At 68.7% G+C, this 18,965-nt stretch carries 15 protein-coding genes; 3 read left to right on the top strand and 12 right to left on the bottom strand.

From position 1 onward, the window contains the following. Positions 1 to 379 precede the first annotated feature (379 nt). Positions 380 to 895 (top strand): Smg family protein, encoded by a 516-nt coding sequence (locus tag AC1DF3_RS11595; protein WP_286533460.1) that lies wholly within the window; start codon positions 380 to 382, stop codon positions 893 to 895. Here the strand turns inward: AC1DF3_RS11595 and AC1DF3_RS11590 are convergent, their stop codons facing one another. From AC1DF3_RS11590 to AC1DF3_RS11570, 5 genes are all read right to left on the bottom strand, one after another. After that, positions 896 to 3,280, bottom strand: a complete 2,385-nt coding sequence (locus tag AC1DF3_RS11590; protein ID WP_478139693.1) for a DUF1631 family protein — start codon at positions 3,278 to 3,280, stop codon at positions 896 to 898. It abuts the gene before it with no gap. Positions 3,281 to 3,380: 100 nt separating this feature from the next. After that, positions 3,381 to 4,334, bottom strand: coding sequence for a protein translocase subunit SecF (secF, locus tag AC1DF3_RS11585; protein ID WP_286519811.1), 954 nt, complete (start codon positions 4,332 to 4,334; stop codon positions 3,381 to 3,383). 12 nt (positions 4,335 to 4,346) lie between these two features. Next, positions 4,347 to 6,224, bottom strand: coding sequence for a protein translocase subunit SecD (gene secD, locus AC1DF3_RS11580; protein ID WP_286533458.1), 1,878 nt, complete (start codon positions 6,222 to 6,224; stop codon positions 4,347 to 4,349). A gap of 52 nt (positions 6,225 to 6,276) precedes the next feature. Next, positions 6,277 to 6,606, bottom strand: a complete 330-nt coding sequence (gene yajC / locus AC1DF3_RS11575) for a preprotein translocase subunit YajC (RefSeq protein ID WP_286509705.1) — start codon at positions 6,604 to 6,606, stop codon at positions 6,277 to 6,279. Between the two features lie 201 nt (positions 6,607 to 6,807). Next, positions 6,808 to 10,416 carry an indolepyruvate ferredoxin oxidoreductase family protein gene (locus AC1DF3_RS11570; protein ID WP_478139692.1) on the bottom strand — a complete coding sequence of 1,203 codons (3,609 nt, stop codon included), beginning with the start codon at positions 10,414 to 10,416 and terminating at the stop codon, positions 6,808 to 6,810. A gap of 171 nt (positions 10,417 to 10,587) precedes the next feature. Here AC1DF3_RS11570 and AC1DF3_RS11565 point away from each other — a divergent pair, with 171 nt between their 5' ends. Next, the gene (locus AC1DF3_RS11565) at positions 10,588 to 11,106 is read left to right on the top strand and encodes an Lrp/AsnC family transcriptional regulator (RefSeq protein ID WP_286533454.1); all 519 of its coding nucleotides are present in this window, start codon (positions 10,588 to 10,590) and stop codon (positions 11,104 to 11,106) included. Positions 11,107 to 11,112: 6 nt separating this feature from the next. Further along, the gene (locus tag AC1DF3_RS11560) at positions 11,113 to 12,738 is read left to right on the top strand and encodes an MFS transporter (RefSeq protein ID WP_286533453.1); all 1,626 of its coding nucleotides are present in this window, start codon (positions 11,113 to 11,115) and stop codon (positions 12,736 to 12,738) included. A gap of 21 nt (positions 12,739 to 12,759) precedes the next feature. Here the strand turns inward: AC1DF3_RS11560 and AC1DF3_RS11555 are convergent, their stop codons facing one another. The 7 genes from AC1DF3_RS11555 to AC1DF3_RS11525 all read right to left on the bottom strand — a co-directional run. After that, complete coding sequence (locus AC1DF3_RS11555; RefSeq protein WP_286519805.1) at positions 12,760 to 13,077, bottom strand: cytochrome C oxidase subunit IV family protein; 318 nt, start codon at positions 13,075 to 13,077, stop codon at positions 12,760 to 12,762. Between the two features lie 8 nt (positions 13,078 to 13,085). Further along, positions 13,086 to 13,784: a heme-copper oxidase subunit III family protein gene (locus AC1DF3_RS11550; protein ID WP_286519804.1), complete on the bottom strand. Its 699-nt coding sequence runs from the start codon at positions 13,782 to 13,784 to the stop codon at positions 13,086 to 13,088. Between the two features lie 16 nt (positions 13,785 to 13,800). After that, positions 13,801 to 14,424, bottom strand: a complete 624-nt coding sequence (locus AC1DF3_RS11545; protein WP_286533450.1) for a cytochrome c oxidase subunit 3 family protein — start codon at positions 14,422 to 14,424, stop codon at positions 13,801 to 13,803. A 56-nt stretch (positions 14,425 to 14,480) separates the two neighbouring features. Further along, entirely contained in the window at positions 14,481 to 16,232 is a 1,752-nt protein-coding gene (gene ctaD, locus AC1DF3_RS11540) for a cytochrome c oxidase subunit I (protein ID WP_478139691.1), read from the bottom strand. Continuing rightward, positions 16,229 to 17,377, bottom strand: a complete 1,149-nt coding sequence (locus tag AC1DF3_RS11535) for a cytochrome c oxidase subunit II (protein ID WP_478139690.1) — start codon at positions 17,375 to 17,377, stop codon at positions 16,229 to 16,231. The genes ctaD and AC1DF3_RS11535 overlap by 4 nt, the downstream gene beginning before the upstream one ends. Before the next feature lie 48 nt (positions 17,378 to 17,425). Beyond that, positions 17,426 to 17,941 carry a DUF1269 domain-containing protein gene (locus tag AC1DF3_RS11530; protein ID WP_478139689.1) on the bottom strand — a complete coding sequence of 172 codons (516 nt, stop codon included), beginning with the start codon at positions 17,939 to 17,941 and terminating at the stop codon, positions 17,426 to 17,428. A gap of 71 nt (positions 17,942 to 18,012) precedes the next feature. Next, positions 18,013 to 18,965 (bottom strand): NAD(P)/FAD-dependent oxidoreductase (locus AC1DF3_RS11525; RefSeq protein ID WP_478139688.1); only part of this gene is annotated, 953 nt, incomplete at its 5' end.

Genomic DNA, 18,965 nt, shown 5'->3' with positions numbered 1-18,965 from the left:
TGTTTTCTGATTGAACATGCCATCGTGGCCACGGCCTTGCCGACGCATCGTCTTTTGAAAGCAAGACGTCAAGGCCGATCAGAATTGTTTCGAAGAAGGCGCTGCACCGATACTCGTGCGAATACGCGAAGAGTCCGTAATACTACGGAGCGTCCGCAGGAATTGATCACGACAGAATTGGCAGTTTCTTCCGAATGCCGAGCAGCAAGCGAAGGAAGACTTGCAACATTTCCTGGGGCATCAACCAGGGTCCGTCCGCGTGTGCGTCGCAGCTCCCGAGGGGCCGCAGGCCGCCTTGTGCAGCCGGACGCCGGACCGGTCAACGTCGTGTCGGCGCAACTTTCGACGGCCGGCGCTTCCAGTGGGCTATATTGAACCCATGTTCGAAGTGCTCGTGTATGTCTACGAAAACTACTGGCGCGGCGACGCCTGCCCCGAACCCGAGCAGCTGGGGCGCAAGCTCAGCGCGCAAGGCTTCGATGCGGACGAAATCCGCGAGGCGCTGCACTGGCTCGACGGCCTGAGCCTGGCGACCCGGGGCGTCCAGCTCGAGCGCCATGCCGACGGCACCAGCGCCACCGTGCTGCCGGGCATCGCGGCCGACGCCGCGCTGCCCCAGTCGGCCGATGCGATGCGCGTCTACTCCAGTGCCGAGCAGGAGCACATCGGCGCCGAGTGCCTGGGCTTCATCAGCTTCCTCGAATCCGCGAGCGTGCTGCCGGGCGGCATGCGCGAGATCGTGGTCGAGCGCGCCATGGCCACGCCGGGCGAGCCGCTGGCGCTCGACGAACTCAAGATCATCGTGCTGATGGTGCACTGGAGCACCGGCGTCGAACCCGACGCCTTGGTGCTGGACGAGCTCTGCGACGCTTCGAGCGACCGCGTCGCGCACTAGCTAATTCAGCAGACGCTCGGGGTTGGCGTCGAGTTTTGCCAGCGCTTCGCGCGTGGCCCGCACGGTCAAGGTTTCTTCTTCCGCCGGCACCAGCAGGCCGGCCTGCAGGTAGGACGCCAGGCGGCCGACCTGGATCAGGAAGCTGCGGCCGTCGCTGGACGCGAACAGGTGCAGCTGCTTGCGGTCGCTGCGCCAGACGAACTGGACCTGGCTCACACGGTCGTTGTGGTCGAGCATGAACCAGGTGCCGACCTGCAGTTCGTGCGCCCAGGCCAGCATGTCCTCGCTGACCTTGGTGCCGGTGTCGGGCACGACCTCGATCGAGGCGGCATCGACGCCGAGCAGCAGCTCGATGCTCGCGGCGTCCAGCGGCAGGTCGGTGGTGCCCTCGTCGGAGACGAAATCCTCGAGGTTGGCCAGGCGCTTGGCCATGGCTTCGATCTTGGCCGGCGGGATCGCCTCGGTCTTCGACAGGAAGGCATCGGACAGCGTCGCGCCGATGGTCTTGATGTGCGCTTCCTGGGGCTCGCCCACGATGCCGAGCAGCGTCATGCCCTGGCGCAGCCGCTGCAGCAGCTTGGGGAGGTCCTGGATGACGCGGGTGCGATCGTTGCGGTTCGGCTTGGCGCTGGCCGCCCAGACCAGGTCGGAGGCGACCCGCTTCAGCGTCACGGTCTGCTCGTCCTGGGCGCCGTAGCGCAGCGCGGCGATGGCCAGCACCTCGGCCCAGACCTTGAACAGGAACTCGCGGATCTCCTCGCGCACCGGCATGTCGTTGAGCATCTTGCGCAACTCGATGGTGTACTGGATCGCCATCGTCTCCTTCTGCTCGACCTGCTGCGCCACGCTCATCACCCGCTGGGTGGTGTCGCTCTGCGTGAGGTACTTGTTGAGGAAGGCGACGAATTCGTCGAACACCAGCTTGAACACCCGCTGGCCGGTTTCCGGATATTGCTCGATCACCTGGACCACGCGGCGGATCTCGCCCTCGAGCGCGCTGCCCGAAATGGCGGCGGCATCGAAGCCCATCACGCAGGAGCCCATGCGGTCGATCAGCATGCGCGCCGGATGCTGCAAGGTGCCGAAGAATTCGGGCTCGGCGATGGCCACGCGCAGCACCGGCATCTGCAGCCGCGCGAACCAGACGCGGGCCGAGAACGGGATCCGCTCTTCGGCCAGGATGGCCTGGAACATCAGCGCCACGATCTCGACCGTGGCCTTGTCGGCGGTGGTGGGCGCCTTCTTCTTGAGTTCGCTGGTGCGCCGGCGCAGTTCGGCCGATGCGTTGTGGATGGCCGTGGCCTCTTCACCGACCACGTACTGCGAGGCCGCGACCTGGTAGGCCGCCTCGGCGTCGGCGATCGCGGCGACGAAGGCCGGAGAGGCGGCGCCGCCGGCTCCGCCCGCCATCTCCCCGCCGCCCTGGCCGCGCGGCAGCGTGATGTCGCCGCCGATGCGCGCGGTCACGAAGCGCTTGAGATTGAGCAGCACCCCCTGGGCCCGCTGGCGCGCCATCAGCAGCGGCGAGCCGCCGGTGGCCACCAGCGTGTCGCCACCCGCCTGCTGGCCCATGCCGGCCGGACCGCGGCCGACGCCGATCGCCGCCGGCGCGAAGCTGCCGGCCGGCGCGCCGAAGCCGCCCGGCACCATCCGCGTCTGGCCGATGCCCATCGAAGCGCTGGCGCTCGCGCCGCCCGCGAAGCTGCCACCCAGCGGCGCGCTGCCGGAGCCGACCGATCCGGTGCGGCGCACGAAGCTCTTGAGATCGATCTCGGGCATCACGTCCTTGCCGACCAGGAAGGCGTTGGCGTCCTTGTAGGCCTTGACCACCGGCTCGACCATGTGCTGCTGGACCTGCTCCTGGACCTTGGTCCAGAGGCCGCGGCTCAGGCCGGTCGCCAGCCACTGGTCGACCAGGACCTTGGCCAGTGCCTCGGGCTTCAGGATGTCCCTTGTGTCCAGTTCATGGGTGCCTTCGAGATGCTGGATGCGCAGCCGCAGGTCGTTGAGCTCGAAGCTGGCCTTGTCCTGGATCGCCTGCGCGAGCCGCGACGACAAGATGCCGGTCTCGACCACCTCGTCGCCGATCAATTCGAGGCGCGACAGCGAGTTGGAGGACGCCCCTTCGATCGCGCTGCTGGCCAGCGCCTTGCGCCAGGCCGCCTGCGACTGCGCCACCCAGTTCGCGCCGTGGGTCTGGAAGGCCAGGAAACCGTCGCGGTTCTCCTGCATCTCGCGCGCATTGCCGGTCTGGGAGGCCAGGGCCGTCAGCCGTTCGCCGATGGCCCGGGCGACCGGCGCGATCAGCGGCTCGGTGGCGGCGACGAAACGCTCGCGCGTCTCTCGGGAGAGTTGAAGGGAGGCTGCATGGGACCGCTGGATCATGGATGGTCAGGACGGCAATGGATTCGATTCGACGACAAGGACGAGCTTGCATCGGGAAGCGTAACCGCACAAGGGCTCTCCATGCTCGGCAACCCCAAGATCAGACGGTGGCGCCGGCGTTCGGGTCGTCCGGGTCGCCCTCCCGCTTGGTCGGCGTCTTGACCAGGTCCTCGCGCTTGACGCCCAGCCACATCGCGATCGATGCCGCCACGAAAGCCGAGGAGTAGATGCCGAAGCAGATGCCGATGGTCAGGGCCAACGCGAAGTAGTGCAGGGTCGGGCCGCCGAAGAAGAACATCGACAGCACCACCAGCTGGGTCGAGCCGTGGGTGATGATGGTCCGGCTGATGGTCGAGGTGATGGCGCTGTCGATCACCTCGGGGGTGCTCAGCTTGCGGAAGCGGCGGAAGTTCTCGCGCACGCGGTCGAAGATCACGACCGACTCGTTGACCGAGTAGCCCAGCACCGCCAGCACCGCCGCCAGCACCGCCAGCGAGAACTCCCACTGGAAGAAGGCGAAGAAGCCCAGGATGATCACGACGTCGTGCAGGTTGGCCAGCACGGTCGCCAGCGCGAACTTCCATTCGAAGCGGAAGGCCAGGTAGATCATGATGCCGACCACCACCATGCCGAGGGCCTTGAGGCCGTTGGTGGTGAGCTCCTCGCCGACCTGCGGGCCGACGAACTCGTTGCCGCGCAGGATGGCGGTCGGGTCGACCGCCTTCAGCGCGGCCATGACCTGCTCGCTCTGCTGGGCCGAGGTCTGGCCCTTCTGCACCGGCAGGCGGATCTGGACGTCGCGCGAGGTGCCGAAGTTCTGCACCTGCACGTCCTGGTAGCCCAGCTTGGCGATGGTCTCGCGCACCCGGCCGACGTCGACCGACTGCTGGGAGGCGACCTCCATCACCGTGCCGCCGGTGAACTCGACCGACAGGTGGAGCCCGCGATGGAACAGGAAGAACACCGCCAGGGCGAAGGTGACGAAGGACACCGCGTTCAGCACCAGCGCGTGGCGCATGAACGGGATGGTCCTGTGGATCCGGAAGAATTCCATTTGTCGTGCCCCTTATTTCGCGTTGGCCACGGCGGTGGTGTCGGGCTTCCAGACGGTGCCGATCGACACCGTCTTGAGCTTCTTCTTGCTGCCGTACCAGAAGTTCACCAGCCCGCGCGAGAAGAACACGGCCGAGAACATCGAGGTCACGATGCCGATGCAATGCACCACCGCGAAGCCGCGGATCGGCCCGGAGCCGAAGGCCAGCAGCGCGACACCCGCGATCAGCGTGGTGACGTTGGAGTCGAGAATCGTGCCCCAGGCGCGCTCGTAGCCGGCGTGGATGGCGGCCTGCGGCGAGGCGCCGGCGCGCAGTTCCTCGCGGATGCGCTCGTTGATCAGCACGTTGGAGTCGATCGCGACACCGATGGCCAGCGCCATGGCGGCGATGCCGGGCAGGGTCAGCGTGGCCTGCAGCATCGACAGGATCGCCACCAGCAGCAGCAGGTTGACCGCCAGCGCGATCGACGAGAAGACGCCGAACAGCGCGTAGTACAGGCACATGAACACCATGATCGCGGCGAAGCCGTACATCACGCTGTCGAAGCCCTTCTTGATGTTGTCGGCACCCAGGCTCGGGCCGATGGTGCGTTCCTGGATGATCTCCATCGGCGCCGCCAGCGAACCGGCGCGCAGCAGCAGCGCCAGGTCGTTGGCCTCGACCACGCTCATCGAGCCCGAGATCTGGAAGCGGTTGCCGAGCTCGCCGTTGATCGACGGCGCGGTCAGCACCTCGCCCTTGCCCTTTTCGAAAATCAGCATCGCCATCCGCTTGCGGAAGTTCTCGCGGCTGACGTCGCGCATGATGCGCCCGCCCTTGGCGTCCATGGTCAGGTCGACCTTGGGCTGCTGGGTCTGGGAGTCGAAGCCGGGCTGGGCGTCGGTGAGGTTCTCGCCGGTGACCAGCACCTGCTTCTTGACGATCACCGGGCGGCCCTGGCGGTCGAGGAACTTCTCCGAGCCGAAGGGCACCGGACCGGTGCCCAACTCGGCGGCACGGCCCTCGGCGCTCTCGTCGACCAGGCGCATCTCGAGGGTGGCGGTGCGGCCCAGGATGTCCTTGGCCTTGGCCGTGTCCTGGACGCCGGGCAGTTGGACGACGATGCGGTCCAGACCCTGCTGCTGGATCACGGGCTCGGCCACGCCGAGTTCGTTGATCCGGTTGTGCAGGGTCGTGATGTTCTGCTTCAGGGCCGCGTCCTGCAGCCGGCGAACGGCCTCGGGCTTGATCGAGGCGACCAGCTTGAAGTCGGTGCCTTCCTGGCTTTCGACCGCCGTGAGGTCGGGGAACTGGTCCTGCAGCAGCCGCTTGGCAGCATCCAGGCCGGCGGCATCGCGGAAGCGCATCTCGATGGTCTGGCCGTTGCGGCTGACCGCGCTGCCGCGCACGCTCTTGTCGCGCAGGCCGGTGCGCAGGTCGCTGGCGAAGGATTCGGCGCGCTTGTCGATGGCGCCCTTCATGTCGACCTGCAGCAGGAAGTCGACGCCGCCGCGCAGGTCGAGGCCCAGGTACATCGGGAAGGCATGCAGCGCAGTGAGCCAGCTCGGCGAACGCGACACCAGGTTGAGCGCCACCGTGTACGGCGGGTCGCTCGGGTCGGGCACCAGGGCGTGCTGCAGGGTGTCGCGCGCCTTCAGCTGGTCGTCGGTGGAGGCGAAGCGGGCCCGCACCGAGGTGGCGTCGAGCGTCAGCAGGTCGGGCACCAGCCCGGCGACCTTCAGCGCCTCGGCCACGCGGGCCTGGGTGCCGGCGTCGACCTTGACGGTCGACTTGGCCGACGACACCTGCACCGCGGGCGCCTCGCCGAAGAAATTGGGCAAGGCGTAGACAAGCCCCACCAGCAGCACGACCACGATGATCGCGTACTTCCAGACCGGATATCGGTTCATCGATTCAACCTTCGGGGGCGCGCGGCGTCCGGCGCCCGTGTTGTGGCACTACTTACTTGATCGCGCCCTTGGGCAAGACCTGGATCACGGCGCTGCGCTGGATCTGGACTTCGACGCCCTTGGCGATCTCGACCGTCAGGTATTGCTCGCCGAGCTGGGTGATCTTGCCGAGCATGCCGCCCGAGGTGGCGACCTCATCGCCCTTGGCCAGGGCCTCGATCATGGCGCGCGCTTCTTTCTGGCGCTTCATTTGCGGGCGGATCATGACGAAGTACAGGACCACGAACATCAGCACCAGCGGCAGCATGCTGCCGAGCGAGGACATCATGTCGCCACCACCGGCGGCGGGTGCGGCCTGGGCGAAAGCAGAAGAAATGAACAAGGGAGTCTCCAACAGAGGGAAAGAAGAGGAGCGCCGGCCCTCCGGATGGGAAAGGACCGGTGCATCCGCGGCCGCACCCAGCGGCCACGCAGCGCGGAACCTGGCCGCGCACAGCACCGGGCATTGTATAGAGGGCAGACGACCCTATTCCGGGGCCGTGCTTGGGGTTTTCGGGGCTTTGCGGCCCCTGGCGCCGGTGCTTCAGGCGGCGGCGCGGGCGGCCGCCTCGGGATGGCGCCACTTGGCCATCAGCTCGGCCCAGCGCACCCGGGCCGCGGCCAGGTTGCGCTCCTTGACGTGGCCGTAGCCCCGGATCTGCTCGGGCAGCCCGGCGATTTCCAGCGCCGTGGCGTGGTTGGCGGCCGTCAGGCCGGCGATCACTTCCTCGATGCTGGCGCGGTATTCGCCGATCAGCGCGCGCTCGGTCTGGCGCTCCTCGGTGCGCCCGAAGATGTCGAGCGCGGTCCCCCGCAGGCCCTTGAGCTTCGCCAGCAGCCTGAAGCCGGTCAGCATCGCCGGGCCGAACTTCTGCTTCTGCAGCTCGCCCTTGGCGTTCTTCTTCGCGATGATCGGCGGCGCCAGGTGGTAGTTGAGCTTGAAGTCGCCCTCGAACATGCCCTCGACCCGGTCGAGGAAGCTGCGGTCGGCGTGCAGCCGCGCCACTTCGTATTCGTCCTTGTAGGCCATCAGCTTGAACAGGTAGCGGGCCACGGCCTCGGTCAGGCTGCTCTTGCCGAGCGCCGATTCGGCCTGCTGCACCCGGGCGACGAAGGCCTTGTACTGGTCGGCGTAGGCGGCGTTCTGGTAGCCGGTGAGGAACTCGGCGCGGCGCGCCACCAGGGCCTCGACGGTCTCGCGCCGCTTGAACTCGATGACCTGCCCCGGCTGCACCCGCTTTTGCAGCTCCGCCGGGCGTTCGGCCGCCTGGCGGCCCCACTCGAAGGCCTGCTTGTTGTTGTCGATGGCCACGGCGTTGAGCTCGATCGCCCGCATCAGCGACGCGTGGTCCAGCGGAATCCAGCCCTTCTGCCAGGCGAAGCCCAGCAGCATGGGGTTGGCGTACAGGCTGTCGCCCATCAGCGCGGTGGCGGCGGCATCGGCGTCGAAGGCGCCGACCGCATCGGCGCCGACCACCCGCGCGATCTCGTTGGCGCAATCCTGCTGCGGGTTGACCCAGTCGGCGTTGCGCACGAAAGCGGCGGTCGGCGTGCTGTGGCTGTTGAGCGCGACCCGCGTGCGGCCTTCGCGCATGCGCGCCGTGGTTTCGGCATTGACCGCCACCAGCGGGTCGGCCGCCAGCACCAGGTCGGCCGCGGCGGTGCCGACGCGGGTGGTGCGGATCGCGTCCTGGGTCTCGCCGATGAGCACGTGGCTCCAGGTGGCGCCGCCCTTCTGCGCCAGGCCGGCCGCGTCCTGGGTGACGATGCCCTTGCCCTCGATGTGGGTCGCCATGCCGAGCAGCTGGCCGATGGTGATGACGCCGGTGCCGCCGACGCCGGCCACCACCACGCCCCAGACCTGGCCCTCGCCCAGCACCGGAATCTCGGGGTCGGGCAGCGCACCCAATTCGGCCGGCGAGGCGCCCTTGCTCTTCGATTTCTTCTTGAGCTGCCCGCCCTCGACCGTCACGAAGCTGGGGCAGAAGCCCTTCAGGCAGCGCATGTCCTTGTTGCAGGTGCTCTGGTTGATGGTGCGCTTGCGGCCGAATTCGGTCTCCAGCGGCTCCACCGACAGGCAGTTGCTCTTGACGCTGCAGTCGCCGCAGCCTTCGCAGACCAGCTCGTTGATGACCACCCGCACCGCCGGATCGACCGCCGTGCCCCGCTTGCGGCGGCGCCGCTTCTCGGTGGCGCAGGTCTGGTCGTAGATGATGGCGGTGGTGCCCTTGATCTCGCGGAATTCGCGCTGGATCTCGTCGAGCTCGTCGCGATGCCGCACCTTGACGTTCTCGCCCGGCACGTTGACGCCCTGGTACTTCTCGGGTTCGTCGGTGACCACCACCACCTTGACCGCGCCCTCGGCATGCAGGCTCTCGGCGATCTGCAGCACCGAATGGCCCTCGGGCCGCTCGCCCACCTGCTGGCCGCCGGTCATGGCGACCGCGTCGTTGTAGAGGATCTTGTAGGTGATGTTGACGCCGGCCGCGATGCTCTGGCGGATCGCCAGCAGGCCGCTGTGGAAGTAGGTGCCGTCGCCGAGGTTGGCGAAGATGTGCTGGTCGGTCGTGAAGGGCTGCTGGCCGACCCACGGCACGCCCTCGCCGCCCATCTGCGTGAAGCCGATGGTCGAGCGATCCATCCAGGTCGCCATGAAGTGGCAGCCGATGCCGCCCATCGCGCGCGAGCCTTCGGGCACCACGGTGCTGGTGTTGTGCGGGCAGCCCGAGCAGAACCAGGGCTGGCGGGTGGCGTCGGCGGCACCGAGCGACTTGGGCGCGGCCATCGCGCGCTCCTTGGCCTCGAGGATCGCCAGCTGGGCGTCGATGCGAGCCGCCATGTCGGCGCCGGCCGCAGCCAGCAGGCCGGTCTTCTTGAGGCGCTGGGCGATCGCCTTGGCGATCAGCGCCGGGTTCAGGTCGGCGTTGGCGCGCAGCAGCGTGTGCGCGGTCGGGTTCGGCATCGACCATTCGCCGCCCGAATAGCCCTCGGCCTCGTGCACCTCGCCCTCGTCGAACTTGCCGACCACGTTGGGCCGGACGTCGCCGCGCCAGTTGTAGAGCTCTTCCTTGAGCTGGTATTCGATGACCTGGCGCTTTTCCTCGACCACCAGGATCTCCTGCAGGCCGGTGGCGAATTCGCGCGTGAGCTGCGCCTCGAGCGGCCACACCACGGCCACCTTGTGCAGCCGGATGCCGAGCTGGCGGCAGGCGGCGTCGTCGAGGCCGAGGTCGATCAGGGCCTGGCGCGTGTCGTTGAAGGCCTTGCCGCTGGCCATGATGCCGAAGCGGTCGTTCGGGCCTTCGATCACGTTGTGGTTGAGCCGGTTGGCGCGGATGTAGGCGAGGGCGGCGTACCACTTGTAGTGCATCAGCCGCGCTTCCTGCTCGAGCGCATGGTCGGGCCAGCGGATGTGCAGCCCGCCGGGCGGCATCTGGAAATCGGTCGGGATGACGATGTCGACCCGCTCGGGGTCGATCATCGCGGTGGCGCTGGATTCGACGATCTCCTGGATCGTCTTCATGCCCGACCAGATCCCGGCGAAGCGGCTCATCGCGAAGGCGTGGATGCCGAGGTCGAGGATTTCCTGCACGTTGGCGGGAAAGAACACCGGCGTGCCGCAGGCCTTGAAGATGTGGTCGCTCTGGTGCGCCGCGGTCGAGCTCTTCGAGATGTGGTCGTCGCCGGCCACCGCGATGACGCCGCCGAACTCGGTCGTGCCGGCCATGTTGGCGTGCTTGAAGACGTCCGAGCAGCGGTCCACGCCCGGGCCCTTGCCATACCAGATGCCGAAGACGCCGTCGAACTTGTTGGTGCCCGCCGGCGAGAAACCCAGCTGCTGGGTGCCCCATAGCGCGGTGGCGGCCAGCTCTTCGTTGACGCCGGGCTGGAAGACGATGTTCTGCTCTTTCAGGAACTTGCTGGCCTTCCACAGCGCCTGGTCGTAGCCGCCGAGCGGCGAGCCGCGGTAGCCGCTGATGAAGCCGGCCGTGTTCTTGCCCTGCTGCTGGTCGCGCAGGCGCTGCAGCATCGGCAGCTTGACCAGCGCCTGGACGCCGCTCATGAAGGCGCGGCCGTAGTCGAGCGAGTACTTGTCGTCGAGCGTGACCGTTTCGAGGGCGCGGCGGATGTGCTCGGGCAGGGGGGCGTTCATCGTGTCTGTCTCCAGGGCTGGGCCTTGTGGGCGTGGCTTTGCGGGGCAGCCGGGTCGGCTGCCCCTCGGCCATCATGACGCAAAGTGTATGCCTGCTGTCTCGACAGGTGTTTGCGTTTTGTACCCATTCAAGCCACCTTCTTGAAAGACTCTTGCTTAAAATGGCACCAAATGGAAGGCATCGACAAGTTTGACCTCGCGATCCTGCAAGAACTGCAGGCCGACGGCCGCCTGACGAATGCCGAGCTGTCGCAGCGCGTGGGCCTGTCGGCGGCCCCCTGCTGGCGCCGGGTGCGCGCCCTCGAGGAAGCCGGCTACATCAAGGGCTACCACGCCGAGATCGACCGCCACAAGATCGGGCTCGGCGTGCTCGCTTTCGTGCGCGTCGACACCGAGCGGGTCACGGTCGACGCCACGCGCAAGCTCGAGGACGCCATCCGCAGGCTGCCCGAGGTGACCAGTTGCCACTACATCAGCGGCACCGGCACCTTCGAGCTGCAGGTGGTGTCGCAGGACCTCGACAGCTTCTCGCGCTTCGCGCTGCAGCACCTGATGAGCCTGCCCAACGTGAAGGACCTGCACACCAGCTTCTCGCTCGGCGAGGTCAAGGCCAGCCGGGCCCTGCCGCTCGAGCATCTGGCGCCCGGGCGCCCGGCCGACACGCCGGCGCGGCCGGGCCGAAGACAATAGGCCGCGATGCCGCCGATCTCGCCCCAGGAAACCCCCGTCACGCCGCCCGTCCCAGCCTCCCGGGTCGGCCCGCTGGAGCCGCTGCGGATCCCGGTGTTCCGAATGCTCTGGAGCACCTGGCTGATCGCCAACGTCAGCATGTGGATGAACGACGTCGCGGCGGCCTGGATGATGACCTCGCTGACCACCTCGCCGATCTGGGTCGCGCTGGTGCAATCGGCCTCGACCCTGCCGGTGTTCCTGCTCGGGCTGCCGAGCGGCGCGCTGGCCGACATCCTCGACCGCCGGCGCTGGCTGGTCGCCACCCAGTTCTGGCTCGCCGGCTCGGCCGTGGTGCTGTGCGCAGCGGTGGTCTTCGACCTCATGAGCGCGCCGCTGCTGCTGGCCCTGACCTTCGCCAACGGCATCGGGCTGGCGCTGCGCTGGCCGGTGTTCTCGGCCATCGTGCCCGAGCTGGTGCCGCGCAGCCATCTGCCGGCCGCGCTCGGACTCAACGGCATCTCGATGAACGCCTCGCGCATCATCGGCCCGCTGGTCGCCGGCACCTTGATCGCAAGCGCCGGCACGGTCTGGGTGTTCGCGCTCAACGCCGTGCTGTGCGTGGCCTCGGGCTTCGTGGTGCTGCACTGGCGGCGCGAGCACACGCCCAACCCCCTGGGCCGCGAGCGGCTGATCAGCGCGATGCGGGTCGGCGTGCAGTTCGTGCGGCAGTCGCCGCGCATGCGCGCCGTGCTGACGCGGATCTCGATCTTCTTCCTGCACTCGACCGCCGTGCTGGCCCTGCTGCCGCTGCTGGCGCGCAATCTCCAGGGCGGCGGCGCCGGCACCTTCACGCTGCTGCTGGCCGCCATGGGTTCGGGCGCCATCGTGGCCGTGCTGTTCCTGCCGCGGCTGCGCCAGGCCCTGGTGCGCGACCAGCTGGTGATGCGCGGCACCCTGCTGCAATCCGGCGCCACCGCGGTGATGGCGGTCGCGCCCAACGCCTGGGTGGCGGTGCCGGCGATGTTCCTCGGCGGCATGGCCTGGATCACGGTCGCCAATTCGCTCTCGGTGTCGGCCCAGCTGGCACTGCCGGACTGGGTGCGGGCCCGCGGCATGTCGATGTACCAGATGGCAATCATGGGCGCCAGCGCCCTGGGTGCGGCGCTCTGGGGCCAGGTGGCCGAGCTCAGCTCGATCTACGTCAGCCTGGGCGTCGCCGCGACCACCGGGGTCCTGTGCATGTGGCTGGCGCTGCGCTACGTGACCGACGGCGCGGGCGAGGACGACGACACCCGCCCGGCGCAGCACGGCTGGGCCGCCGGTCCGCCGGCCAGCGCGCCGGACGAGGCCGGCCGGGTGGTCGTCACCGTCGAGTACCTGATCGACCCGGCGCGCGCCGCCGCCTTCCACCTGGTGATGCACCAGACCCGGCGCGCGCGGCTGAGCCAGGGCGCGATCGCCTGGGAACTGCTGCACGACATCGGGGAACCGGGCCGCTACCTGGAGCAGATCGTCGACGAGACCTGGACCGAGCACCTGCGGCGATTCCATCGCGCGACCGCGGCCGACATGGCGCTGCGCGAGCGGCGGCTGGCGTTCCACGTGGGCGAGACGCTGCCGGTGGTGACGCGCTACATCGTGCACCGCTGAGCGCGTCGGGCCAGCGCCTTCCTAGTGGAAGAAAAGCAGCCGCGTCAGCAAGGTGTGGCCGGCCTCGGCGAACATCAGTCCCACCAGCACCAGCAGGCACAGCGGCGGCAGCAAGATCGCGTAGACCAGCGCCAGCCGCTCCCAGGCCATGTGCATGAAGACCGAGACGATCAAGCCCGCCTTCAGCAGCATGAACAGGATGATCAGGCCCCAGCGCAGATAGCCCTGGAAATGGAAGTAGTCGACCAGGTACGAGAGCGTGCTGAGCACGAACAGCAGCCCCCAGATCTTGAGGTAGAGGCTGATCGGATGTTGTTGCTGGGCGGTGGCTGGATTCATGATCGACCTCACCAGAGATAGAACAGCGCGAAGATGAACACCCACACCAGGTCGACGAAATGCCAGTACAGGCCGGCGATCTCGACGATCTGGTAGTTGCCGGTCTTCTCGTAGTCGCCGCGGACCAGCTTGAAGGCGACGATGAACAGGAACACCACGCCGGCCGACACATGCAGCCCGTGGAAGCCCGTGATCATGAAGAAGGTCGAGCCGAACTGCGCCGCCCCCATCGGGTTGCCCCAGGGCCGCACGCCCTCTTCGAGGATCAGCTTGGACCATTCGAAGGCCTGCATGCCGACGAAGAGCTCGCCGAAGGTGGCGGTCACGAGCATCAGCGTGGCGGCGTTCACGCGGTCGCGGCGGTAGGCGAAATTGACCGCCATCGCCATCGTGCCGCTGCTGCTGATGAGCACGAAGGTCATGATCGCGATCAGCAGCAGCGGAATGTCGGCCCCGCCCACATGCAGCGCGAACACCTCGCTCGGGTTCGGCCACGGCACGGTGGTCGAGACCCGCACCGTCATGTAGCCGGTGAGGAAGCAGCTGAAGACGAAGGTGTCGCTCAACAGGAAGATCCACATCATCGCCTTGCCCCACGAGACGTGGAAGGCCTGGCGGTCGGACGACCAGTCGGCGATCAGCCCGCGCCATCCGGTGGCCGGCGTGGCAGCACTCGGCATCCCTGGTGCGATCGACACGGCGTTCATCGCGGCCTCCTACTCTTCACGGCGTGCCGCAGATGGCACGCGCCACCTCCGGCGTCACCCAGCCCAAGAGGGCGAACAGCACCCCCCACACCGCCAGCAGGAAATGCCAGTAGCGCGCGCACAGCGCGATCCGCCAGGCGGCCGCGGCGGGGTCGGGCCAGGCGGCGTGCACCGTCCAGGCCCATGCGGCCAGCCCGCCCATCACGTGCAGCCCGTGCATGGCGGTGAGCAGGTAAAAGAACGCGGCGCCCGGATTGCCGGCCGGCGTCACCTGCGTGCTCGTCAGCGCCTGCCAGGCCCAGAGCTGCACCGCCAGGAAGGCCAGCGCGCAGAGGCCGCCGGCCCACAGCAGGCGGCGGGCCCGCGCCGGTTCGGCGCCGCGCGCCGCGGTGGCGGACCGCTGCAGCGCGACGCTGCCGATGGCCAGCAGCGTCGAGCTGAGCCAGAGCTGCCAGGGCAGCGGGATGGCGACCGCATCGCTGCCGTTCATGCGCATCACGTAGGCCATGACGAACAGCGAGAACAAGGCCGTGGCCACGCCCATGAACACCCACAGCCCGATGCCGGCCGCGCTGGCCCGGGTGTCGGGCGGCCGGCCGCCGCGGGCGACGCCGGCGCGCAAGGCAGCGCTGGCGTTCATTGGCATACCTCCGCGCAGCAGCGCTACGGTATTCGCCTTGGGAGCGGCCCGGCGGCTCATGCAGGCGCCCCCCGGGCCTCACCCTCGCTTCGGCCGCGCGCCTCGGGCTCCAGCCCCCCGGCCTCGGGCGGCGCGTTCTGGGCGATGTAGTCCTCGCCCTGGCCCGGCACGCCGTAGGCGTAGGCCCAGCGATAGACCACCGGCAGCTGCGGCCCCCAGTTGCCATGGCCCGGCGGCGTCGTCGGGGTCTGCCATTCGAGCGAGGCGGCGCGCCAGGGATTGGCCGTGGCCGGCCGGCCGCGCCAGGCGCTCCAGGCGAGGTTGAAGACGAACAGCAGCTGGGCCGCGCCGACCACCAGGGCGACCACCGTGATGAAGGTGTTGAGGCTGAAGGCCGAGGCCGGGATGAACTGGTAGCCCTCGAAGCTGTAGTAGCGCCGCGGCATGCCCAGCACGCCCAGGTAGTGCATCGGGAAATAGATGGCGTAGGTGCCGAGGAAGGTGATCCAGAAGTGGATCTTGCCGATCCGGTCGTCCAGCATGCGGCCGGTGATCTTCGGGAACCAGTGGTAGATGCCGCCGAACACCACCAGCAGCGGCGCCACGCCCATCACCATGTGGAAGTGCGCGACCACGAAGTAGGTGCCGGAGAGCGGAATGTCCACGCTCACGTTGCCCAGGAACAGGCCGGTCAGGCCGCCGATCGCGAAGGTGCAGACGAAGGCCAGCGCGAACAGCATCGGCACCGAGAGGTGGATGTCGCCATGCCACAGGGTCAGCACCCAGTTGTAGACCTTGATGGCCGTGGGCACCGCGATGATCAGCGTGGTGGTCGCGAAGAAGAAGCCGAAGTACGGGTTCATGCCGCTCACGAACATGTGGTGCGCCCACACCACCACGCTGAGGCCGCCGATCGCCACGATCGCCCAGACCATCATGCGGTAGCCGAAGATGCTCTTGCGGGCGTGCACGCTGATCAGGTCGGAGACGATGCCGAAGGCCGGCAGCGCCACGATGTACACCTCCGGGTGGCCGAAGAACCAGAACAGGTGCTGGAACAGCAGCGGGCTGCCGCCCTTGTAGCCGCTCGCCTGCCCCATCGACACCAGCGCCGGCATGAAGAAGCTGGTGCCGAGCGTGCGGTCGAGCAGCAGCATGACGCCGCTCACGAACAGCGCCGGGAAGCCGAGCAGCGCCAGGATGGTGGCGACGAAGATGCCCCAGACGGTCAGCGGCATGCGCAGCAGCGTCATGCCTTCGCAGCGCGCCTGCAGCACGGTCGTCACGTAGTTGAGGCCGCCCATCGTGGTCGCCACGATGAAGATGACCAGCGACACCAGCATCAGCACGATGCCGCCCGCATGGCCGGGCGTGCCGGGCAGGATCGACTGCGGCGGGTACAGCGTCCAGCCCGCGCCGGTGGGGCCGCCCTCGACGAAGAAGCTCGCCATCAGCACCACCACCGACAGCAGGTAGACCCAGAAGCTCAGCATGTTGAGGTAGGGAAAGACCATGTCCCGGGCGCCGACCATCAGCGGAATCAGGTAGTTGCCGAAGCCGCCGAGGAACAGCGCGGTCAGCAGGTAGATCACCATGATCATCCCGTGCATGGTCACGAACTGGTAGTAGCGCTCGGCGTTGATGAACTCGAACTGGCCCGGAAAGCCGAGCTGCAGGCGCATCAGGTTGGACAGCACCACGCCCACCAGCCCGACCGCGATGGCGGTGCAGGCGTACTGGATCGCGATCACCTTGTGGTCCTGGCTCCAGACATAGTGCGTCAGGAACTTCTTGGTCGCGGGCTTCATCGCTGCACCCCCTTGTCGGTGGCGGCCTGCGTCGGCGCACTGCCGAGGCTCTGGATGTAGGCCACCAGCGCCGCCAGCTCCTCGTCGCTCAGGTCGATCTTGGGCATGACCGGCGCGAAGCCCTTCACCTGGCGGGCCTGCGGATCGCGGATGAAGGCGCGCAGGTAGGCCTCGTCGACCAGCGCCCTGCCTCCGTCCGCCATGGTCTCGGTCTTGCCGTACAGGCCCTTCCAGGTCGGCCCCACGCGCGGACTGCCGTCGATCGTGTGGCAGGCCGTGCAGCCCTTCGCGTCGGCCAGGGCGCGGCCCTGCTCGACGGCGGAGCCCGCCGCCGCGCCGGCCGGGGCGGCGGCCTTGGCCTGGGTGCTGGCGAAGGTCGGCAGCGCGGCCTGCCAGGCATTGAAGGCGGCCACGTCCTGCACCACCACGAAGCCGCGCATGTTGGGATGGCCGACGCCGCAGAGCTGGGCGCACAGGGCTTCGTAGCGCCCGGCGACGGTGGGCGTGAACCAGAAGCGGCTGACCTGGCCCGGCACCGTGTTCATGCGGGCGCGGAACGACGGCACGAAGAAGTCGTGCAGCACGTCGTGCGAGCGCATCAGGACCAGCACCGGCCGGCCCAGCGGCAGGTGCACCTCGTCGGCCGCGACCAGCAGGTCGTCTTGACCAGCGGGGTCGGCCGGGTCGAGGCCGAAGGGATTGGCGGCGCCGACGAAGCGCGCATCGCTCGCCCCCAGCTTGCCGTCCGCGCCCGGGAAGCGGAAGCGCCATTGCCATTGCTGGCTCACGACCTCGAGCACCAGCGCGTCGTGCGGCGCCCGCACGTAGTTCGCATAGACCACCAGCCCGGGTGCCAGCAGCGCCATGATGCCGACGGTCGTGCCGCCGATCAGCCAGCGCTCCAGCCGCTTGCTCTCGGGCTGCTCGGTCGCCCGGCGGCCCTCTCGGTGGCGAAAGCGCACCAGCGCATAGACGACGAACAGGTTGATCGCGACGAAGAAGGCGCCGGTGATCACCAGCGTGATGGTCAGCGTGTCGTCCATCTGCTGCCAGTTCGAGGCCAGCGGGGTCGTCCACCACGGATTGAAGACGTGGAACAGCACCGACCCGACCACGATGAGCAGCAGGACGACGGCCATGGTCATGTGCGTTCCCCCGGGGTCGGCATCGACGCTGCGGCGCGCGGACGCGCCTCAGCGGAATGCCGGGATCTGCCCTTCCTCGCCCTCGAACCGGGCCTCGGGATGCGCGGTCTGCAGCAGGTCCTCGATCTCGCGCACGCGCATCGCCGGCAGGTCGACCATCAGCAGGATCTGGCCCTGCGCGATGGCGCCCTCGAAGCGCTGCAGCCGCGGGCTCGGGATGGAGATGCCGACCATGCTGGCCGACCAGGCGCCGACCACGCCGCCCAGGACCCCGACCAGCGCGGCGAATCCCCATTCGGGCTCTTCGCCGACCAGCGGGAACAGCAGCGCGGCCACCAAGCCGGCGGCGATGCCGCAGGCGGTGCCCAGCGTCCACCCGGTCTTGGCCGCATGGACCACGTCCGAGGTCTGCCACACGTTGGCCGCGTGCAGGCCGGTCATGTCCATGCCTTCCGGCCCGGCGAAATGGATATGCGCGACCTCGACGCGGGCCTGCAGCAGGTCGCGCATGGCACGCCTGGCGCTGGCCAGGTCCGGCATCAGCCAGTAGATGCGTCTTTTCACGGCACCCTCCTTTTCGTCTTGCGACGAGCCAGGAAACCATGAACGACTTATAGGCTCAAGGCTGGCCCTAATCAAGAGGAGCCGCCGAGCGGCAGCAGCAGTTGCAGCAGGCCCCCGGCGCTCCCGAGCGGGCCCGGGCTGCGGCTTTCCTCGAGCACTTCGCCGAGCTGACGCACCAGGCGCCGGCTGCGGCGGGCGCGCCAGATCACGAGATCGGCCAGCCATGGGTGCTCGTTGATGCGGTTGGCCTGCTCGTAGGCGGCGAAGCGCGGCTTCAGCGCGTGCAGGCCGGCTTCGTAGCGCGCGCGCACCGCGCCATCGGGCGCCCGTGCCTCGCACCCCTCGGCGATGGCCTGCGCCGCGAGCAGGCCGGCCTCCAGCGCCTTGCCGATGCCCTCGCCGGTTAGCAGGTAGGTGCTGCCTGCCGCCTCGCCCGCGACCAGCAGCCCGGGCCGCGACCAGCGTGCCCCTTCGAGCGAACAGCGCAGCGGCGCGCCCTTCAAGGGCCCCAGGGACTGGCCGGTCGCCATCAGCTCGCGCGCGGTCGGATGCAGGCGCACGAAGGCGTCGAACAGCTCGCGCAGGTTGGCCTCGGGCGGCACGGCACCGGCGCCCCGGCCCCGCGTCAGTCCGACGCCGATGTTGAAGACCCCGTCCCGGCACGGAAAGATCCAGCCGTAGCCGCGCCGCAGCGCCCGGTGCCACACCACCTCGAGCCCGGCGACGCGCACGGCCAGCGCCTCGCTGCGCACGTAGCCCCGCAGGGCGATGCCACTGGGCAGGCGGCGCTCGCAGACGCCGGCCGCCACCAGCGGCCCGGCGGCCGCGCCGGTCGCGAGCACCGTCCAGCGGGCCCGCAGCGCCCGCGAGCTGCCGTCCGGCAAGGCCAGCCTGGCACCCGCCACCCGGCCGTCGGCATCGAACAGCGGCGCCTCGAAGCGCGCCGGCGCGAGCCAGCGGGCGCCGTGCGCCACGGCCTCCCGCCGCAGCAGCTCGTCGAGCTCGCGGCGCGGCAGCACTGCCA

Source organism: Variovorax sp. 10N432 (assembly GCF_056394465.1).
The sequence above is the reverse complement of the archived record's forward strand: the minus strand, read 5'-3'. Positions and strand labels throughout refer to the sequence as shown.